The 18,721-nt window shown below is 64.8% G+C and carries 16 protein-coding genes; 4 read left to right on the top strand and 12 right to left on the bottom strand.

Annotated elements, in window-relative coordinates:
• Nucleotides 1-11: 11 nt before the first annotated feature.
• The 3 genes from ACP2YO_RS22555 to ACP2YO_RS22565 all read right to left on the bottom strand — a co-directional run bounded on the left by ACP2YO_RS22555 (nucleotide 12) and on the right by ACP2YO_RS22565 (nucleotide 3,428).
• Nucleotides 12-1,565 carry an undecaprenyl-phosphate glucose phosphotransferase gene (locus tag ACP2YO_RS22555; protein WP_426442765.1) on the bottom strand — a complete coding sequence of 518 codons (1,554 nt, stop codon included), beginning with the start codon at nucleotides 1,563-1,565 and terminating at the stop codon, nucleotides 12-14.
• 114 nt (nucleotides 1,566-1,679) lie between these two features.
• Nucleotides 1,680-2,831, bottom strand: coding sequence for a glycosyltransferase family 4 protein (locus tag ACP2YO_RS22560; RefSeq protein WP_426442766.1), 1,152 nt, complete (start codon nucleotides 2,829-2,831; stop codon nucleotides 1,680-1,682).
• Between the two features lie 3 nt (nucleotides 2,832-2,834).
• Nucleotides 2,835-3,428 (bottom strand): polysaccharide biosynthesis/export family protein, encoded by a 594-nt coding sequence (locus ACP2YO_RS22565; protein WP_426442767.1) that lies wholly within the window; start codon nucleotides 3,426-3,428, stop codon nucleotides 2,835-2,837.
• 183 nt (nucleotides 3,429-3,611) lie between these two features.
• Here ACP2YO_RS22565 and ACP2YO_RS22570 point away from each other — a divergent pair, with 183 nt between their 5' ends.
• A complete protein-coding gene (locus ACP2YO_RS22570; RefSeq protein ID WP_426442768.1) occupies nucleotides 3,612-5,993 on the top strand; it encodes a GumC family protein in 2,382 nt (793 codons plus the stop codon).
• Between the two features lie 25 nt (nucleotides 5,994-6,018).
• Here ACP2YO_RS22570 and ACP2YO_RS22575 read toward each other — a convergent pair whose 3' ends face one another.
• A complete protein-coding gene (locus ACP2YO_RS22575; RefSeq protein ID WP_426442769.1) occupies nucleotides 6,019-7,356 on the bottom strand; it encodes an MFS transporter in 1,338 nt (445 codons plus the stop codon).
• A 206-nt stretch (nucleotides 7,357-7,562) separates the two neighbouring features.
• On the opposite strand from ACP2YO_RS22575, the gene ACP2YO_RS22580 reads away from it, so the two are divergent.
• On the top strand, nucleotides 7,563-8,480 hold the full coding sequence (locus tag ACP2YO_RS22580) for a LysR family transcriptional regulator (RefSeq protein ID WP_426442770.1): 918 nt from the start codon (nucleotides 7,563-7,565) through the stop codon (nucleotides 8,478-8,480).
• A gap of 48 nt (nucleotides 8,481-8,528) precedes the next feature.
• On the opposite strand, the gene ACP2YO_RS22585 is transcribed toward ACP2YO_RS22580, so the two are convergent.
• The gene (locus tag ACP2YO_RS22585) at nucleotides 8,529-9,722 is read right to left on the bottom strand and encodes a GNAT family N-acetyltransferase (protein WP_426442771.1); all 1,194 of its coding nucleotides are present in this window, start codon (nucleotides 9,720-9,722) and stop codon (nucleotides 8,529-8,531) included.
• 128 nt (nucleotides 9,723-9,850) lie between these two features.
• Here ACP2YO_RS22585 and ACP2YO_RS22590 point away from each other — a divergent pair, with 128 nt between their 5' ends.
• The gene (locus tag ACP2YO_RS22590; protein WP_426442772.1) at nucleotides 9,851-10,903 is read left to right on the top strand and encodes a polysaccharide deacetylase family protein; all 1,053 of its coding nucleotides are present in this window, start codon (nucleotides 9,851-9,853) and stop codon (nucleotides 10,901-10,903) included.
• 137 nt (nucleotides 10,904-11,040) lie between these two features.
• Here the strand turns inward: ACP2YO_RS22590 and ACP2YO_RS22595 are convergent, their stop codons facing one another.
• A complete protein-coding gene (locus tag ACP2YO_RS22595; RefSeq protein ID WP_426442773.1) occupies nucleotides 11,041-11,256 on the bottom strand; it encodes a DUF2842 domain-containing protein in 216 nt (71 codons plus the stop codon).
• 93 nt (nucleotides 11,257-11,349) lie between these two features.
• Between ACP2YO_RS22595 and ACP2YO_RS22600 the strand changes: the two genes are divergently transcribed.
• Nucleotides 11,350-12,435 (top strand): COX15/CtaA family protein, encoded by a 1,086-nt coding sequence (locus ACP2YO_RS22600; RefSeq protein WP_426442774.1) that lies wholly within the window; start codon nucleotides 11,350-11,352, stop codon nucleotides 12,433-12,435.
• 4 nt (nucleotides 12,436-12,439) lie between these two features.
• On the opposite strand, the gene nadC is transcribed toward ACP2YO_RS22600, so the two are convergent.
• The 6 genes from nadC to ACP2YO_RS22630 form a co-directional block, all read right to left on the bottom strand.
• Entirely contained in the window at nucleotides 12,440-13,291 is an 852-nt protein-coding gene (nadC, locus tag ACP2YO_RS22605) for a carboxylating nicotinate-nucleotide diphosphorylase (protein WP_426442775.1), read from the bottom strand.
• Nucleotides 13,288-14,850, bottom strand: a complete 1,563-nt coding sequence (locus ACP2YO_RS22610) for an L-aspartate oxidase (protein ID WP_426442776.1) — start codon at nucleotides 14,848-14,850, stop codon at nucleotides 13,288-13,290. The genes nadC and ACP2YO_RS22610 overlap by 4 nt, the downstream gene beginning before the upstream one ends.
• Nucleotides 14,847-15,833 (bottom strand): quinolinate synthase NadA, encoded by a 987-nt coding sequence (gene nadA / locus ACP2YO_RS22615; protein WP_426442777.1) that lies wholly within the window; start codon nucleotides 15,831-15,833, stop codon nucleotides 14,847-14,849. The genes ACP2YO_RS22610 and nadA overlap by 4 nt, the downstream gene beginning before the upstream one ends.
• A 54-nt stretch (nucleotides 15,834-15,887) precedes the next feature.
• Nucleotides 15,888-16,844, bottom strand: a complete 957-nt coding sequence (locus tag ACP2YO_RS22620) for an NUDIX hydrolase (protein WP_426442778.1) — start codon at nucleotides 16,842-16,844, stop codon at nucleotides 15,888-15,890.
• Nucleotides 16,845-16,856: 12 nt separating this feature from the next.
• Nucleotides 16,857-17,261 carry a hypothetical protein gene (locus ACP2YO_RS22625; protein ID WP_426442779.1) on the bottom strand — a complete coding sequence of 135 codons (405 nt, stop codon included), beginning with the start codon at nucleotides 17,259-17,261 and terminating at the stop codon, nucleotides 16,857-16,859.
• Nucleotides 17,262-17,390: 129 nt separating this feature from the next.
• Nucleotides 17,391-18,671 carry an O-acetylhomoserine aminocarboxypropyltransferase gene (locus ACP2YO_RS22630; RefSeq protein WP_426442780.1) on the bottom strand — a complete coding sequence of 427 codons (1,281 nt, stop codon included), beginning with the start codon at nucleotides 18,669-18,671 and terminating at the stop codon, nucleotides 17,391-17,393.
• Between the last annotated feature and the right edge of the window lie 50 nt (nucleotides 18,672-18,721).

Raw genomic sequence — 18,721 nt, forward strand, 5'->3', positions numbered from 1 at the left:
GCGCCAGCGAACTAGTAAGCGTTCTCGTTCTTGGACAGCAGGGAGAACGGCGTCTTCAGGAGAATGTAGAGGTCGAACAGCACCGACCAGTTCTCGATGTAGTAGAGATCGAATTCGACGCGCTTCTGGATCTTCTCGTCGGTGTCGACCTCGCCGCGCCAGCCGTTGACCTGCGCCCAGCCGGTGATGCCGGGCTTGACGCGGTGACGGGCGAAGTAGCCGTCGACGGCTTCGTCGAACAGCCGGTTCTGCAGCTTGCCCTGCACTGCGTGCGGGCGCGGGCCGACCAGCGAGAGATTGCCCTTCAGCACGACGTTGAACAACTGCGGCAACTCGTCGAGGCTGCTCTTGCGGATGAAGCGACCGACGCGGGTGACGCGCGGATCGTTCTTGGTCACGACCTTCGAGGCGCTGGGATCGGCCTGATGGTGATAGAGCGAGCGGAACTTGTACACGTCGATCCGCTCGTTGTTGAAGCCGAAGCGCTTCTGCCGGAACAGGACCGGACCCGGACTGTCGAGCCGGACCGCGAGCGCGACCAGTCCCATCACCGGAAGTGCAGCGAGCAGGATCAGTCCGCCCACCACGCGGTCGAACAGCCATTTCATCACCAGATCCCAGTCGGTGATCGGCGCCTCGAACACATCGAGCGTCGGCACCTTGCCGAGATAGGAGTAGGAGCGGGGACGGAAGCGCAGCTTGTTGGTGTGCGCCGACAGGCGGATGTCGACCGGCAGCACCCACAGCTTCTTCAGCATTTCCAGGATGCGCGTCTCGGCCGAGATCGGCAGCGCGAACAGCACGAGATCGACGCGAGTGCGGCGGGCGAATTCCACGATGTCGTCGACCTTGCCGAGCTTGGGGCTGCCGGCGCAGGTGTCCATGGCGCGGCCGTCATTGCGATCATCGAACACGCCGAGCATGTGGATGTCGGAATCTTCCTGGCCCTTGAGCGCTTCGACGAGCTGTTCGCCATTCTGGTCGGCGCCGACGACGATGGTACGGCGGTCGAGACGGCCGTCGCGCGCCCAGGCGCGCACCATCGCGCGCAGTGCGAGCCGTTCGACGATCAGTGTCGCCAGGCCGATAAAGAAGAACGACGACAGCCAGACCCGCGACACTTCGCCGCCCAGCTTGGACAGGAAGGACACGCTGATGAACAGCAGAAACACGAACGACCATGACGAGACCATCAGCGTCATCTGGCGGAGCTGGCCGCGGAAGACCTGGACCTGATAGATGTCGGCGGCCTGGAAGCAGATCACCGCGGACAGGCTCATGCCGATGATCGCAGCGATGTATTCCCAGTTGAGGCCGGCCTGCGGCACCACATAGGCGAGGTAGATGCCAACGCCGATCAGGCTCAGCAGCACGAAATCGGCGACGCGGACCGCGCCCGCGATCAGGACCGGCGAGTAGGCGCCGCGAACTCTCTGGTTGGTGATGGTGAGGGCGACCGGCGACAGGCGCCGCCGTCGTTCGACCTGCGGCTGTCCGGCGACCGACTGACCGATCGTTGCCGACGCAGCGGCATCCAGCATCGAGCGTGCGTTGAGCGGTTCCACGTGTCCACGTCCATTCCTGCGCATGCAGATAGGCATGCGGGCGCAGGGGCGAAATTCCCCGAGGCTGACTTAGCGGGACAAATCAGAAGAAACGGTTACACGGGTAAGAAATGGTTAACGTCCGGCAAACGCGTCGCGGTAGCCGGCCAGCACGCCCTCGACCATCGCGCCCTGCGAGAAGTGCTGGGCGATCCGCTCGCGCAGCCTCTCGGCCCGCGCCTCGGTTGCCTTGGGATCGTCGAGTGCGGCCTTGATGGCGTCTGCCATCGCGACGACGTTGCTGGGCGCGAACAGGGCGTCGGTGTGGGTATCGAAGATCTCCGGGATGCCGCCAACATTGGCGGCGATCATCGGAACGCCGGCCGCGGCGGCCTCGATCACCACATAGGGCATCGAATCGCCGCGCGACGGGACGACCAGCAGCCTGCCCTTCGAAAAGCCATAACGGGCCTTGACGTGACCGATGAAGCGGACGGCGTCGCCGAGCGACAACCGCTTGACCTGCGCCTTCAGCGTCTCGGTTTCCTCGCCGTCGCCACCCAGCGTCAGCGTCACCGGCTTGCCGTCGGCCCGCAGCTTCGCCACCGCATCGATCAGGAGGTCGGCGCCCTTGATGTGCCGGAATTCTCCGACGTAAACGATGTCGGTGGCGTCGTCGGCCTTCGGCACCGGCTCGAATTCTTCCGCGGTGACGCCGTTGAACACGCAGCGCACCAGCCCGCTCGGTACACCGACGGTGCGCTGATAGGTGTTGCGGGCAAACGCGCTCTCGAACAGGAACAGTTCGGTGCTGTCCTTCAGCCTGCGCTCAAGCTGGCTGTAGAATTTGCCTTTCAGTGTGTCGAGCGGGTAGTGCAGCGAGCCGCCATGCGGCGTGTAGACCCGAATGGTCTTCTTCGAACGCGGCCGCAGCCGGACATAGGCGCCTGCCTTGGCGCCATGGCCATGCAGGACGTCGGGTTTCAGCTTCCAGATCAGGCTGACGATGCTGGTCCAGACCGTGACATCGGCAAAGCGCGGCTCGCGGCGGATCGCGACGCGTTGGACGCCGAGCTTGAGGCGGGGCGCGATCTCGGCGAGCGCTGCATCGGCGCGCGTACCCCCGGTCAGGCTATCTGCGACGATACCGACATAATGCCCGCGCTCGATCTGGCCGTTCGCGACGTCGAGGATGTGGCGGAAGATGCCGCCGACCGGGGCGCGGACGACGTGCAGAATACGAAGCGGTTGTTCCTGATTCTGATCTCGCGCCATATCTTGGGTCATGGCTCAGAACCAGCGTTCGGCGACGAACACAGTGTCGCCGGGACCGATCGGCGTGCCCAGCGGAACGACGAAGCGGCCCGAACCTGACGCATCGCTGTGGGTGACGGTGACGGCATCGCGCTTGGCGCGCGGCGTGAATCCGCCAGCGATCGCCACCGCGCTCTCCACCGTCATGCTGGGCACGTAGGGATACTGGCCGGGGGCTGCGACTTCACCAAGAATGAAGAACGGGCGATAGGCGTCGATCTCGACCGCGACCGAAGGATCGCGTATGTAGCCGTTGCGCAGCCGAGCGGCGATCTCGCCGGCGAGCTCCGCTGGCGTGCGGCCTCGTGCCGGCACAGACCCGATCAGCGGTATGGTGATCGCGCCCGCGGCGTCGATCGTATAGGTGTTGGTGAGGCCTTCCTGGCCGTAGACCACGACACGCAGCCGGTCGCCGGCGTCGAGATGGTAGCCGCTGTCGTAACGCACTGGAACGGGCTCGGCATAGCCAATCGGGACGGGCGCGACGGCGACCGGACCGGTCGTGCTCATGCAACCCGACAATGCGAGCGCGGCAATCAGACAAACAATGGGGGCGCGCAGGTCGCGCATCACAAAGAATCCCGCAAAAATATCAGTCTCGATTAACGGGCTTCATGGTTAACAAAGAATGATCGCGACTGAAGGCGGCTTGCGCGTTTTGCCCGGCCGCCGCGCCCGATTAACCCAGCGGCAACCTTAATGGAGTGTAATCGGGTCGTTCAGGTGGAGTCGCGGCGTCCGCGGGAGTGTGTGATGCGGTTTGCGTTCTGGCGTAGAGGCAAGGAAAAGACCGTCGTGCAACGGGCGTTGCCGAAGTCAGCGCCCGTTGCCGGCGAGGCTGCCGTCAAGCCGGCTTCCGCAAAGCCCACTTCCGTCAGGCCCGCCGCGACATCCGAGGTGGGCGATCTCGATCTGCATGCGCTTGGCAAGGCGCTGGCACGCAGGCGTAACTGGATCCTCATTCCCACGGCGCTCGCCTTCGCGCTATCGCTGGCCGCCGTCAATATCATCACGCCGCGCTACAAGTCGGAAGCGCGCATCCTGGTCGATAATCGCGAGAACGCGTTCCTGCGGCCGAACGGCGAGCAGAACCAGGAGCGCACCGCGCTCGACGCGGAGGCCGTGACGAGCCAGGTGCAACTGCTGCTGTCGCGCGATCTCGCACGCGAGATCATCAAGAAGAACAAGCTCGCAGATCTCCCCGAGTTCGATCCGGTGCTGCGAGGCTTCTCGCCGCTGAAGTCGCTGCTGGCGCTGTTCGGCATCGGCCGCGACCCGTTCAGCCTGACGCCGGAAGAGCGAGTGCTCGATGCCTATTACGAGCGTTTCCAGGCCTATGCGGTCGACAAGTCGCGCGTGATCGTGATCGAATTCCAGTCTCAGGATCCCGACCTTGCGGCGCGCGTCGCCAACTCGATCGCCGATGGCTATCTCGTCCTGCAGCAGTCGGCGCGGCAGGACCAGGCCAGATCCGCCAGCACCTGGCTCTCCGGCGAGATCGACAATCTGCGCAGGAAGGTCGCGGACGCCGAATCGCGCGCCGACGATTTTCGCTCGAAATCGAGCCTGTTCATCGGCACCAACAACACCACACTGTCCAACCAGCAGATGGGCGAGCTGAACACGCAGCTCAACAATGCCCGCGCGCTGAAGGCGGATGCCGAGACCAAGGCGCGCCTGATCCGCGAGATGATCCAGAGCAACAAGCCGATCGAGGCATCGGAAGTGCTCAATTCCGAGCTGATCCGCCGGCTTGCCGAACAGCGCGTGACGCTGCGCGCGCAGCTCGCCGAGCAGTCGTCGACGCTGCTCGACAACCATCCGCGCATCAAGGAGCTGAAGGCGCAGCTCGCCGATCTCGACCGGCAGTTGCGCGAAGAGGCGAGCAAGATTTCGCGCTCGCTCGACAACGACGCCCGCGTCGCCGGTGGCCGGGTCGAGGCGCTCTCCGCGAGCCTCGACCAGGTAAAGAAGCAGGCGACGTCGAGCAACGGCCAGGACGTGCAGCTCCGGGCGCTCGAGCGCGAAGCCAAGGCGCAGCGCGATCTGCTCGAATCCTATCTTGCCAAATACCGCGAGGCGACCGCGCGCGAGAACATCGATGCGACGCCGACCGATGGCCGCATCATCTCGCGTGCCTCGGTCTCCAACACGCCAGCCTATCCGAAGAAGCTGCCGATCGTGCTGATCGCGACGCTGGCGACATTGCTGCTGTCGTCCGGCATCATCATCACCAGTGAATTGTTGCGCATCTCCGCGCCGGCTGCGGTCGCCCGCGCATTCGCGCCGGTCGCGGCAACGGTTCGTCGCCGCGAGCCAGTCATGGATACCGTGATCGAGGATGAGCCGGAGCCGGAACTGGCGCCAGAACCCGAACTGGTTGCGGAGCCCCAACTGCCTCTGGAGCCTCAACTGCGGCCTGAGCCTCAACTGCGGCCGGAGCCTCAACTGCGGCCGGAGCCGGAGTTGCCGTCGGAGCCGGTGGCTGCCCCCGAACGCGCAATGAGTGAGCCGTCACCGCCCCGCGCCCCGTCGGCCGGTGAAATCGACGAACTCGCCATGCGTCTGGTCGAAGCCGGTGCCGCCGCCCACAAGGTGACGGTTCTCGGCACGGCGTCCAGCGAAAGCGTCACGCTGACTGCACTGACGCTGGCCCGCCTGATGGCCCGCCAGGCCAAGGTCGTAGTGGTCGATCTCGTCGCGTCCTCGCCTACGATGCTGGCCGCCTCGGTCGATCCCGCCGCGCCGGGGCTTGCCGAGCTGATGCAAGGCGAGGCAACGTTTGCGCAGATCATCACCAAGGACCGGCAGTCCCGGGTCCAGCTTGTCAGTGCCGGTCGTCCGGGCTTCGACCGCGCGCAGCTACAATCACCGCGGCTGACGCTCGCGATCGACGCGTTGCTCAGGGTCTACGACCATGTGCTGCTCGACGCCGGCTCGGCCGTCGATCTGCCCGCCGATCTCTTGACCAGGGAGGCCCAGGCCATTGTCGTCCCCGATGCCGCGATGGCAAAGGATGCGCGCAGGGTGATGGTCGACCAGCTCAGGGCTGTCGGGTTCTCCGAGGTGACCATGCTGAGCAAGGCGTGTCAGCCGTCGGAAGTGGTCGTGCCGCCACGCGTGGTGGCGGCCTGACCGGTTTTGCGGGCGCGCTCGAGGATCAGTGCGCCAGTACGGGTTCGCGCGTGCTGCGCTCGAGCAGCGGATCGATCCGCAGCCTGATCGCAACGACGGCGCCGATCAGCCCCACGACCGCAAGCAGCAGCAGCCCCGCGGTAAATCCGCCCGTCAGGTCCTTCAGATATCCCATGGCGAAGGGGCCGGCGAAGCCCGACAGGTTGCCGAGCGAGTTGATGGCGGCAATTCCCGCGGCCGCCGAGGCGCCGGTCAGCATGCCTGCCGGCATCGGCCAGAACATCGGGGGCACCGCCGAGACGCCGATCTGCGCCAGGCAGAGCAGGGCGACGACCATCACCGGGTTCGACACCAGTCCGGCGAGGGCGATCCCGACGGAGGCCAGCACGAGGGCCCCGGCGACATGGAGTTTCCTTTCCCCGGTCTTGTCGGAATGACGGCCGAGCAGCACCATGCCGATCGCGCCGAACACGAAGGGGAGCGCCGCGATCAGTCCGGTCTGGGTATCGGTGACGCCAAACGCCTTGATGATGGTGGGCAGGAAGAATGCGACGCCATAACTTGCCGCGTTGAGGCAGAAATACACCACGGAGCAGGCGAGAATCCGCAGATCGGTCAGCGACTGAAGCACCGAGATATGCTCATGCGCCACCGTTCGCTGCCGCTCGAATTCGAGGGTAGTCTGGATCCAGCTGATTTCGTCCGGCTGCAGCCAGGTCGCCTGGCGCGGGAAGTCCGGCAGGAACATCAGGACCGCGAAGCCGACCAGCACCGACGGCAGCGCTTCGCAGACGAACAGCCATTGCCAGCCTTGCAAGCCCAACCCGGACATGTTGAGCAGCAGTCCCGAGATCGGCGAGCCGACGATGCTCGATATCGGGATCGCGAGCATGAACAGGCTGATGACCCGGGCGCGATACACCGACGGGAACCACAGGGTCAGATAGAAGATGATGCCGGGAAAGAAGCCCGCTTCGCAGGCGCCGAGCAGCAGGCGCAAGAAGTAGAATATCCATTCGCTCGATATTCCGCTTGCCGCGGACATCGATGGAATGAACGCAAATGCCGCCGATACGATGCCCCAGGTGATCATGATGCGGGCGATCCAGCGCCGCGCGCCGAACCGTTCCAGCAGGATGTTGGAAGGCACCTCGAAGAAGAAGTATCCAATGAAGAAGAGACCGGCGCCGAGCCCGAATGCAGCCTCGCTCAAGCCGAGCGATTGGTTCATGTGCAGCTTGGCGAAGCCGACATTGACGCGATCAAGATAGGCGACGAAGTAACACAGGATCAGGAACGGGATCAGCCGCCGCATGATCTTGCCGATGGCACGCTTTTCTACGGTGTCGGTCATTGTTCCCATCCCGTCTCGAATTTTTGTTTTGACATGCCGCCGCATTTTCGTGCGTCCGCCGTGCCGGCTGCCTGCCCTTGCAAGCTATGCTTGCATAGTTGTGTAATCGAGAGGCGAGTGACTAATGGCATTTGGGAATGGAGCCACGGCGAAACCGTCATGATGCAGCGCGGCATGAACGTTGGAACCTTGCCGGGCAGGATGGCGAAAAGGCCGTGATCAGGAACCTCAAATTGCGCCAGCTCCGCCTGCTGGTCGCCCTCGACAGCGAACGCAAGCTGCAACTGGCGGCCGAGCGTCTCAACATCACCCAATCGGCAGCTTCGAAAATGCTCGCCGAAATCGAAGCCCTGGCGCGGGTTCCGCTGTTCGAACGCACCGCGCGCGGCGTCGAGCCGACGGCCCATGGCGCGATCCTGATCCGCGGCGGCAAGAGTGTGCTGGCGGACCTCGACCAGGTCACTGACGAGTTCGCCGGTTACCAGTCCGGCGAGCTTGGAACGGTGTCGATTGGAACGGTGGCCAGACCGTGCGCCGACCTCGTTATCGACGTCATCGAGTATCTCGGCAAGAAGCATCAGCGGGTGAACATCACGCTGGATGTCAGCACGAGCCCGCCGCTGATCGAGCGTCTGCTCGCGCTCGAATTCGACTTTGTCGTGGCCCGGATTCCCGCTGGCGTCGACCCGCGACAATTCGACTATTACGAGATCGGTGCTGAAGAGGCGGTGCTGCTCGTTCGCGCCGAGCATCCATTGCTTTGCCGCGAGACCGTCGAGCTGGAGGAGATGGTCGACCAGCAATGGATATGCCAGCCGCGGGAGTCCTTCATGCGCCAGGCGCTGGAGCGGCTGTTCTACAGCCGTAACGTCACGCCCCCCTCGCGTGTCATCAATACCGAGTCCTTTCTCGCGTCCGTTGGAATCGCAGCGCGGATCGATGCGATCGTGCCGGTTCCCATGCTCGTCTTCGATCTGGTCGATCCCGAACGTTTCAAGAAGCTACGTATTCGAGACCAGCTCATGCTGGAAAACTATGGCCTGATCAAGCTTCGGAAGCGCACGCTGTCGCCTGCCGCTATGCTGGTGTTTGACGCGATGATGCGGCTTGGCGTGCCGAACGGCGACGCCTGAGGCTCAACGCCCGACGAGAGCGTTCCGTGTCGCGTGAGCTCAGGAGGCTCAGCGGAACATGCTGCGCAGGTTCTGCGCGATCTCGAGCAGGGCTGCGTTGTGCTTGACCGAGCGCTTGGCGTGATTGAAGCCCGACAGGGCGCTGGCCGCCAGTTTTCCGCGCAGGCTGAGCGGAATGAAGCTGTCGAAGATCGCTTCGTCGTCCTTGCAGAACAGCCGCTTGTAGTCATCCGATCCGATGCCGAGATCGAAGGCGCGGTAGTGCTCGCCGGCGTGGCGATCGATCATGTCGCGCATCAGGATCAAGCCGGGGCTGAATTTCGAGTTGCCCGACATCGTGTAGGTGTTGAACATCATCGAGAAGCGATGGCCGTCGGCGACGCCGGCGAAGATCGCGATCACCTCGTCGTCACATTCCAGCGCATGGATGTCGATCACGTGTCGATCGCTGTCAGCAAGCAGCGTCAGGCAGGCGCTGCGGATGAATTGCTCGATGCCGGGTTCGGCGAACACGTTCGGGAGCTTCTGCTCGGCCATCCGTTCCGGCTTGACGCGGAAGAACCAGTCGAGCAGGCGGCTGATGTCGGCGCTCTCGGTCGCGATGTGATAGCGGTAACCGGGCAGCGCCTGCAGCTTGCGGGCCTTGCCCTTCAGCCGGCTGCGGAACGAATTGCTGATCAGTGCCGCGGGTGCCATGCCTGGTTCCATCATCAGCAGCGGGCAGTCGTTGACCGAGGGCTGATGCGGCAGCAGCGCCAGCGGGTTCGGCAGGTCCTGCCAGCGCTTTGGCTGCTGATGCAGCGCCAGGGCATCGACGCGGGATCGCTCCGCGATCGAGGCGACCAGCGCGGCCATATCAGCTGCGGTCGCGTTGGCGGCGAAATCCTTGTCGCTCAGCGCCATGTTGAAGGTTGCGTGCTTGCCGCCCATGAAACTCGCGCAGCGGGCGCCCCAGCGCTGTTCGATGGCGAGCGGCAACAGCATCAGCGGCTGGCGTTCGCCGTCATGGGCAACGACGATGAAGGGACGCAGTCCCTCGCGCTCGCCGACTTGCCGCTGCCAGGCGGCCAGGAAGTCGAAGCGCTGATAGGGGGTGAAGGATTGCCGCGACGTCTCGAAGCCGCGCCAGATCGTTTCGGCAGCAGTGAGATCATGGATAATATCGACGCCGGCAATGCGGCTTGCTGTCGACCATGCCGGTGCATCCGCCCTTTGGCCCTCGATTGCAGCAGCCATCGTCATCCCTGGAACCCGTTCTCGGCAGGTATTTATTTACAGTTCTCGGGCGGACCTTCGCAGGGAAATGTCAACAAAGAGTAATAACAATGCGGCGGCGGTAGGCGGGAGCCGCGAGACGGGGTGGAACGACCTTGGCGTCGGAAAGCAGGCTTTTGCGGCGGGCGCAGATGGAGCTCGCCTATTTCAGCGGCTCCTTCAGGCTGAGGCAGCACGAGGCCGGCGGCGCCGGCGTGATCCTCCGCTTCGAGCGGGTCCGGCCGGCGAGGACCGCCCGGTTCCAGCCGCTCAAATCCCGGGAAATCACGCCGGAATTCTTGCACCGCACGATCCACGCGTTGAAGCGCTGGAACTACGACATCGTCGGGATCGACGAGGCTTGCCGGCGCGCGGTGACGTTGCCCGAGCGGCGGCGCTTTGCCTGCCTGACTTTCGATGGCGGCACCAAGGATTTCATCACCCATGCCTATCCCGTGCTGGCCGGCCACGGTGTTCCCATCACGCTGTACCTGCCAACAGCCTTTCCCGACGGCGTTGGCGAGGCCTGGTGGCTGGCGCTGGAGGACGTCATCGCGCGCGAGAGCCGCATTAGCTTGATGATCGACGGCCGGGAGCAGCATTTCGTGATCCCGAAGGCGTCCGACAAGTACGAGTTGTTCGACTTCCTGTTCCGTTGGATGCGCAAGCTCGCGCCGTCGGACCTGTCGTTTGCCATCAACGATCTCGCCAGGCGCTATTCGGTCGATCTCGTGCAATTGTCGCGTGGCGTTTCGCTGGATTGGGCGGATCTGGCGAAGCTCGCCGCGGATCCGAAGGTGACGTTCGGCTGCGCCACCGTGAACTATCCTGCGCTGTCGAACCTCAGGGAGTCAGATGCGCAGCGCGAAATGACGATGGGGAAAGCGGTCGCCGAGACCGCTTTTCGGCGCGAGGTCAGGCATTTCGCCTTCCCGTTCGGCGACCGCGAATCCTTTCGCCGCCCGCATGTGGTGATGGCTGAGGAGGCTGGCTTTGCCAGCGCAGTGTCGAAATTGCCCGGCGTCGTGGAAGCGCAGGGACGCACCAACCTCTATGCGTTGCCACGCATTGCCTGGGACGGCCGGGAGCGCTCATTGCGGATGATGCGCGTGCTGCTTTCGGGTGTCATGTTCGCGCCGGTTCGGCCGACACGCCATACGCGCGACTGATTCACGATCCATCAAGCGTCTTACTCTCGGACCAGCTTCGACGTGGAGTGCACGCGATGCCATCGCCCAGAATGGAACGGCAGTTCGGGCGGCAGGCGTTCGGAGCCGATCCCGCCGGCTACGATCAGCGCTGGCGATCAGTTCGGAGCGCGGTCGGGCCGCGACATCCAGGATACGATCGGCATTGCCGGCAGCACCCAGCCGAGGCCAGCGACGACATAGAAAATCGCCTGCCGTAGTCCAGAATCTGCCAGCCATGGTGTTTGCGCTACCGTCATGCCGAGTAGCGACCACACCACGACCAGCATGAGCAGGGCGATGGTTCCAAGCAGTTTACGGGTACGAATGGCCATGGCTTATACGTGTAACTCGTGATCTCGGTGGTGCTTGCGCGGACGGCGGGGCGGACTATAAGGGGCGCGAAAATCCAATCAAGTCAGGGCGAAATGGCCGGTATTTCCGCAAAGGCACCGCAGCTCCGCGCCGTCAGGATATGGCTGTTCTCGGTCGCCGCGCTGATCGCGCTGATGGTGCTGGTCGGCGGCGCGACGCGGCTGACCGAATCGGGCCTGTCGATCGTGGAATGGAAACCGGTTTCCGGGACGCTACCGCCGCTGACGGACACACAGTGGACCCAGGCGTTCGAGGGCTACAAGAGCATCCCGCAATATCGCGAGCTCAACGCCGGGATGACGCTTGAACAATTCAAGACCATCTTCTGGTGGGAGTGGAGCCATCGACTGCTCGGCCGCGTGATCGGCATGGCCTATCTGCTGCCGTTCCTCTACTTCCTGTGGCGCGGCGCGGTGAGCGGCGAATTGGGGCGACGGCTGTGGGTCATCTTCGGGCTCGGCGCGCTGCAGGGCGCCGTCGGCTGGTGGATGGTTGCCTCCGGCTTGTCGCAGCGCGTCGAGGTGTCGCAGTATCGGCTAGCAACGCACCTGGTGCTGGCGCTGCTGATCTTCGCTGCGATCGTCTGGACGCTGCGACGGCTGACAGAGCGCGCGCCCCCGATCGCAGCCGTCAGGATGAGGATCACCGGCGCGGTGCTGGTCGCGCTGACCTTCGTGCAGCTCTATTTCGGCGCGCTGGTTGCAGGCCTACGCGCGGGCAGCGTCTACAACACCTGGCCCGAGATCGACGGCAGCTTGATCCCGTCGGCTGATCGGCTGTGGTTCGAGACGCCATGGTGGCGCAATCTGTTCGACAACACGCTGACCGTGCAGTTCGAGCATCGCATGACCGCTTATCTGCTGTTCGCGATTGCGATCACGCACGCAATCGACGCCGTGTGTGCGCGCGCGGGGAGTGGCGTGATCGCGGGCGCCTGGTGGCTGGTCGCGGCGATCACGCTGCAGGCGACGCTCGGCATCCTGACGCTGCTGCATCAGGTGCCGATCGATCTGGCGCTGACGCACCAGGCCGTCGCCATCGTCGTGCTGACGCTGGCGGTCCTGCAGGCCGAGCGGCTCGCCGCGCGCCGGACCGAACGGGATCAGCCAAACCTGGTTCCCGCTGGCCAGCCGGGTTGATCTACTACGGCAGATAATCCAGCCCGATATCGAGCGCGGCCGAGCTGTGGGTTACCCAGCCGACTGAGATCAGGTCGACGCCGGTGGCGGCAATCGCTGCGGCGGTCGCCGCGGTGATGCGGCCGGAGGCTTCGGTGATCGCCTTGCCGCGCGCCATCTCCACCGCCTGCGTGAGCTGCTCGGTCGTCATGTTGTCGAGCAGGACAGCATCGACGCCGAGCGCCAACGCCTCTTCGAGCTGCGACAGCGTATCGACTTCGACCTCGACCTTGACCATATGGCCGACGTTCGCCTTGGCGCGCTCGATCGCCGTGCGAATGCCGCCGGCAAGTGCAATGTGATTATCCTTGATCAGCACCGCATCGTCGAGCCCGAAGCGGTGATTGCCACCGCCGCCGGCGCGGACCGCGTATTTTTCGAGCGCGCGCAGTCCCGGTGTCGTCTTGCGGGTGCAGACGATCTGCGCGCGCGTGCCCTGGACAACCCCGACGAGCGTCGCGGTCGCGGTCGCAACGCCGCTCAGATGGCAGAGGAAATTCAGCGCGGTCCGCTCCCCGGTGAGCAGGCTGCGCGCCGGCCCGTCGATGATCGCGATGACCTCGTCGGGTTCGACCACGCTGCCGTCGGGACGCTCGGCGCGAAGCTCGATTGCGGGCGAGACCGTCTGGAAGGCGGAACGCGCGACATCGAGTCCTGCGACCACGCCGGGTTGCCGCGCCCGCATCACGAGCCGGGCCTGCTGGCTGGCCGGTACGATCGCGTCCGCCGTGATATCGCCGGCGCGGCCAAGGTCCTCACGCAGGGCGGTCCGCACGATCGGCTCGTAGATCAGCGGCAACAAGGGATTGAGGGTCATGATTTGGCACTCCTGAGCGATGGGATGGATTCGACGATGTCGCGCGCGGCGGCGAGCGCCTCGGTGCGGGTGAGGGACGACGGCACGGCCGATTGAGCGGTGTCTGGAAAATCGGTGCGGAAATGGCCGCCGCGGCTTTCCTCGCGCCTGATGGCCGCCACCGCGATCATCAAGCCGACCAACGCCGCATCGGATGTCGCGACGGATGTCGTGCCTTGGCCGCGCGCCAGCGGATAGAGGCTGCGGATGGTGCGTTCGATCCCGTCGCGGTCTCGCAACACGCCGAGCCCTTGGGTCAGGATCGGACGTACGACTGCGGGATCGGCGGCCGGCGGAGCGGCCTCGGCCTGCAGCATCACCCGCGGACCTGCACTCACGCCGCCGACGCTTGCTGCGACCCATTGCGCGCAGACGATTGCTTCCATCAACGAGTTGCTGGCAAGCCGGTTTGCGCCGTGCAATCCGGTTCGCGCCGCTTCGCCACAGGCCCACAATCCCTGCACCGTGCTGCGTCCTACGCCGTCAACCGCGATGCCGCCCATGTGATAATGAACTGCCGGACGGATCGGGATCGGATCGTTGGCGGGGTCGATACCCGCCATCTTGCAGAATGCGCTGATCACGGGATAGCGCCGCGCGAAGTCCGCGCCCGGATGTTGGCGCGCATCGAGGAAGGTGCGATGTCCGGCCGTGCGGTGGTGCCACACGGCGCGCGCAACGATATCGCGGGGCGCGAGCTCGGCGCCGGGCTGATCCGCCATGAAGCGTTGTCCGGTCTCGTCGATCAGCGTTGCGCCGTCGCCGCGGATCGCTTCGGTCAACAGCGGCATCGGCCGTGACGGCCCGTCGAAGGCGGTCGGATGAAACTGGACGAATTCGAGGTCCGAAAGTTTTGCGCCGGCATTGGCCGCGAGCGCGAGCCCCTGACCTAAACATCCGCCCGGATTGGTGCTGTCGGCGAACAGCCCGCCGATGCCGCCGGTTGCGATCACGACGCGGTTGGTGACAAGCAGCAGCGCGCCGCGGTCGTTGGCTGCCAGCACGCCCCTGACCGTGTTGTCCTCGACCAGAAGCCGGCGAGCCTCGACGCCTTCCAGCAGCGTGATCGACGGCGTGCGCCGGACCTCGGCGATCAACGCGCGCATGATCTCGCGGCCGGTGCCGTCGCCGGTAGCGTGCACGATGCGGTTGCGGCCATGCGCAGCCTCCAGCCCGAGGCGCCAGCCGCCGTCGGGCCTGCGGTCGAAGGCGACACCGAGCTTTGCCAGGCGCACGACGGCGTCGGGGGCGCCATGGACGATCCGGCTTGCGGCGGCCTCATCGCAGAGGCCCGCGCCGGCCGCGATCGTGTCGGCGAGATGGAGGGCAGGGTCGTCGTCTTTGCCGACGGCGGCCGCAAGGCCGCCCTGCGCCCACATGCTGGAGGCTTCCGCGCCCAGCGGTGATTTCGACACCAGCACGACCGGCTCGGGTGCGAGTTGGAGCGCCGTCATCAGCCCGGCGGCCCCGCCGCCGATGATGACGGGGCGGCCACTGAGTTCGGAGATATCAGTGCTCATAGCGCCAGCATCCTTTCGACGGAACGTCGCGCGCGATCGGCAATCGCAGGGTCGATCGTGACTTCGTGCTGATTGGTCTCCAGCGCGTGGCGGATGTTCTTCAGCGTGATCCGCTTCATGTGCGGACAGAGATTGCAGGGGCGGACGAACTCGACATCCGGATGCAGGGCGGCGATGTTGTCGCTCATCGAGCATTCCGTCAGCAGCACGACGCGCGGCGGACGTTTGGTTTCTACAAACGACTGCATTGCGGCGGTCGAACCCGAAAAGTCCGCTTCGGCGACGACCTCCGGCGGGCACTCCGGATGCGCAAGGATGGTGATCCCAGGATGGTCCTCGCGCAGCTGGCGGACGTCGTCCGCGGTGAAGAGTTCATGCACCTCGCAATGGCCCTTCCAGGCGATGATTTTCGTCTTCGTCTGCGTGGCGATGTTCTGTGCCAGATACTCATCCGGAAGCATGATGACTCGCTCGGCGCCGAGCGACTCCACGACCTTCAGCGCATTCCCCGACGTGCAACAGATATCGGACTCGGCCTTTACCGCTGCCGATGTGTTGACGTAGGTGACAATGGGTACGTCTGGATAACGCGCGCGCATCAGCCGCACATCCTGCGCCGTGATGGAATCCGCAAGCGAGCAGCCGGCCTTGAGGTCTGGGATCAGCACGGTCTTGGCTGGATTCAGCAGTTTTGCCGTCTCGGCCATGAAGTGCACGCCGGCGAGCACGATAACATCCGCGTCAACCTTGGTGGCTTCGCGTGCCAGCAGGAGACTGTCGCCGACGATATCGGCAACGCCGTGGAAGATCTCCGGCGTCTGGTAATTGTGCGCCAGCACCACCGCGTTGCGGTGGCGCTTCAGTTCGAGGATCGCGTCGACGTCCTCGGCGAAGGTCGCCCACTCGAAGGGCGGGATGACCCGTTTGACGCGTTCATAGATCGGCGCCGTGCGGGCGAGCAGTTCGGTGTTGAGGGAAGCCATATATACTCTCCGTGAGCATAAGATGGCTTATACTTAGCCTGAGCATAAGGCCTGTCAAGTGCGCGAAAGCGGAAGCTTGGTGCCGACGACGGCTCGTTCCGCCAGCACGGCGTGGCGGAAACGGAACAGCTTGGCCGGCCGCCCGACCGCCTCGGTGGCGATTGCACCAGTCTCTTCAACGAGTTCCTGCTGCTCGATCAGCCGGCGGAAATTCTGCTTGTGGACCAGCCGGCCTGCGAGTGCCTCAACACTGCGTTGCAGCTGGAGCAGGGTGAACTCGTCAGGCAGGAGCTCGAACACCACCGGACGGTATTTGATCTTGGCGCGCAACCGCGCAATCCCGGTGGCGAGAATGCGGCGATGATCCGCGGTCATCGGCCTGCCCGGCACGATCGATGCCTCGCGGCCGTTCTCCCGTCCGGCTTCCGGGATCAGCGACGCTTCGTAGAGCAGCTCGTAGCGCTGCAGCACCAATTCCTCGTTCCAATCGCGATCATCGAGGCCGAAGGTGATGGCGCAACGCTGCCATCGTTCGCGCTGCAGCGCCGGCGTCGAGGCCGATTTCGCCCACACCTTCAGCTTCGGCGCGATCATCTTCGCAAGGCACGCCGGCGCGCCGGCGCGGTGGTCTTCCCACGGGAAATAGTCGTACCAGCCGGACCAATGCGCTTCAAAACCTTCGCCGACCCTGTCCTCCCGGGTCAGGCCGAGATAGCTGATCGAGATGCTGTGCGGCGTCTTGGTGTCGCCGGACCGGCCGCGGTCGGCGAAGGTGTAGAGCTGCTCGACATAGCCGAGCGGGTGGCCGGTTTGGGCCTCGACCCAGGCCCGAAGAGCGGTCTGCAGCGAGCGGTGGGTGAATTCGAACGGGCCGCTCGGCAGCGCAGATCCGCCCGCGATGGTGACGATCTTCGGCGCGCCGTCGGTGACGGCGACCAGCACCGCGACGAGGTCGACGGTAACCGCGTTCCCGGAAGCTGATGTGCTGTTTTTTTGCGGCGATCTGGCCACGATCGTCCCGCGCTAGCAGTAACCGTAGATGCCGCAGGCGTAGGGCAGGCGATCCCAGTAGTCCACATAGGCGCCGCCGTAATAGGGGCCCCCGTAGCTGTAGGAATGGCCGTCGCCATAATAGCCGGGCAGCGAGGACGATCCCGGCAGCAGCGGCTCACCGCGCACGATCGGGACGAGGGGCCACGAGTTGAGCGGGATCACTTCCGGCTCGACGATCACGAGCTGACGACCGCGCCGCACATAGGTCGGCGGCGCGACCGTGGTGCGATAGTCGTAGTGCGCGTGGGGCAGGCCGGGCGGTAGCTGGCGCGCGGCACGTACGGCGGCGCGCTTGGTGGCGGCAGGGGTGTCGGCGGCGTCGGCGGGCGCAATCGCCGATAGCGCGATCGCAAGCGGCAATATCCAGCGCAGCATCAATGCTCTCCCGAATCATCTGGAGCCAATCAATGCCACTTTATGCCGGAATGGGCGTTAACGAGAGGCCTGCCGTTTCGCGCGAAATTGCCGGTGCGGCGCCGGGCACCGCTCCGGCAAGCGGGGCGATCAGGCGTTCAGGGCCTGGTCGAGGTCGGCCATCAGGTCTTCCTTGTCCTCGATGCCGATCGAAAGCCGCACCACGTCGGGCGCCGCGCCCGACTTCACCTTGGCGGCGTCGTCGAGCTGGCTGTGGGTGGTGGATGCCGGGTGGATCACCAGCGAGCGGGTGTCGCCGACATTGGCCAGATGCGAGAACAGCTTCAGGTTCGACACCAAATTGACGCCGGCGTCGTAGCCGCCCTTGAGGCTGAAGGTGAACACCGCGCCGGCGCCCTTCGGCGCATATTTGCGCTGCAGATTGTTGTACTTGTCGCCGGGCAGGCCGGCATAATTCACCGCCGACACCGCGCCGTGGCCGGAGAGGAATTCCGCCACCGCCTTGGCATTGTCGCAGTGCTTCTGCATGCGCAGCGGCAACGTCTCGATGCCGGTCAGGATCATGAAGCCGTTGAACGGCGACAGCGCCGGGCCGAGGTCGCGCAAGCCGAGCACGCGGCAGGCGATCGCGAAGGCGAAGTTGCCGAAGGTCTCCTGGAGCTTGATGCCGTGATATTCCGGGCGCGGCTCGCTCAGCATCGGATACTTGTTGTCCTTCGACCAGTCGAAGGTGCCGGCATCGACGATGATGCCGCCGAGCGAATTGCCATGACCGCCGAGGAACTTGGTCAGTGAGTGCACGACGATGTCGGCGCCGTGATCGATTGGCTTGATCAGATAGGGCGAGGCCAGCGTGTTATCGACGATCAGCGGCACGCCGGCCTTGCGCGCCACGGCGGCGATCGCCTCGATGTCGGTGATGCTGCCGGAGGGATTGGCGATCAACTCGATGAAGATCGCCTTGGTGTGCGGCGTCACCGCGCGCTCGAAGCTATCGATCTCGTCGGGATCGGCCCAGGCCACGTTCCAGCCGAACGCCTTGAAGGCATGGGTGAACTGGTTGATCGAGCCGCCATAGAGCTTGCGCGCCGCAATGATCTCGTCGCCCGGCCGCAACAGCTGCTGCAGCACAACGACCTGCGCCGCATGGCCGGAGGCGACCGCGAGCGCCGCGGTGCCGCCCTCCAATGCGGCGACGCGCTCTTCGAGCACGGCGTTGGTCGGATTGCCGATGCGCGTATAGATGTTGCCGAATGCCTGCAGGCCGAACAGCGAGGCGGCATGGTCGGCGTCGTTGAAGACGAATGATGTGGTCTGGTAGATCGGCGTCGCCCGCGCGCCGGTGGTGGGATCAGGCTGCGCGCCGGCGTGCACGGCGAGGGTGGAAAATCCCGGAAGGCGATCGGTCATTCTTGGTGTCCTGTTGTGGCCTTGTCGAAAATGCGCGGCATGCTGATGGC

It is taken from the genome of Bradyrhizobium genosp. P, from assembly GCF_049949265.1.
GTDB lineage: Bacteria > Pseudomonadota > Alphaproteobacteria > Rhizobiales > Xanthobacteraceae > Bradyrhizobium.

Excerpts from the sequence above, each read along its gene's own strand:
- ACP2YO_RS22560 (WP_426442766.1), bottom strand. The coding sequence starts at position 2,831 with ATGACCCAAGATATGGCGCGAGATCAGAATCAGGAACAACCGCTTCGT.
- ACP2YO_RS22565 (WP_426442767.1), bottom strand. The coding sequence starts at position 3,428 with ATGCGCGACCTGCGCGCCCCCATTGTTTGTCTGATTGCCGCGCTCGCA.
- ACP2YO_RS22570 (WP_426442768.1), top strand. The coding sequence starts at position 3,612 with ATGCGGTTTGCGTTCTGGCGTAGAGGCAAGGAAAAGACCGTCGTGCAA.
- ACP2YO_RS22575 (WP_426442769.1), bottom strand. The coding sequence starts at position 7,356 with ATGGGAACAATGACCGACACCGTAGAAAAGCGTGCCATCGGCAAGATC.
- ACP2YO_RS22585 (WP_426442771.1), bottom strand. The coding sequence starts at position 9,722 with ATGACGATGGCTGCTGCAATCGAGGGCCAAAGGGCGGATGCACCGGCA.
- ACP2YO_RS22595 (WP_426442773.1), bottom strand. The coding sequence starts at position 11,256 with ATGGCCATTCGTACCCGTAAACTGCTTGGAACCATCGCCCTGCTCATG.
- ACP2YO_RS22600 (WP_426442774.1), top strand. The coding sequence starts at position 11,350 with ATGGCCGGTATTTCCGCAAAGGCACCGCAGCTCCGCGCCGTCAGGATA.
- nadC (WP_426442775.1), bottom strand. The coding sequence starts at position 13,291 with ATGACCCTCAATCCCTTGTTGCCGCTGATCTACGAGCCGATCGTGCGG.
- ACP2YO_RS22610 (WP_426442776.1), bottom strand. The coding sequence starts at position 14,850 with ATGAGCACTGATATCTCCGAACTCAGTGGCCGCCCCGTCATCATCGGC.
- nadA (WP_426442777.1), bottom strand. The coding sequence starts at position 15,833 with ATGGCTTCCCTCAACACCGAACTGCTCGCCCGCACGGCGCCGATCTAT.
- ACP2YO_RS22625 (WP_426442779.1), bottom strand. The coding sequence starts at position 17,261 with ATGCTGCGCTGGATATTGCCGCTTGCGATCGCGCTATCGGCGATTGCG.
- ACP2YO_RS22630 (WP_426442780.1), bottom strand. The coding sequence starts at position 18,671 with ATGACCGATCGCCTTCCGGGATTTTCCACCCTCGCCGTGCACGCCGGC.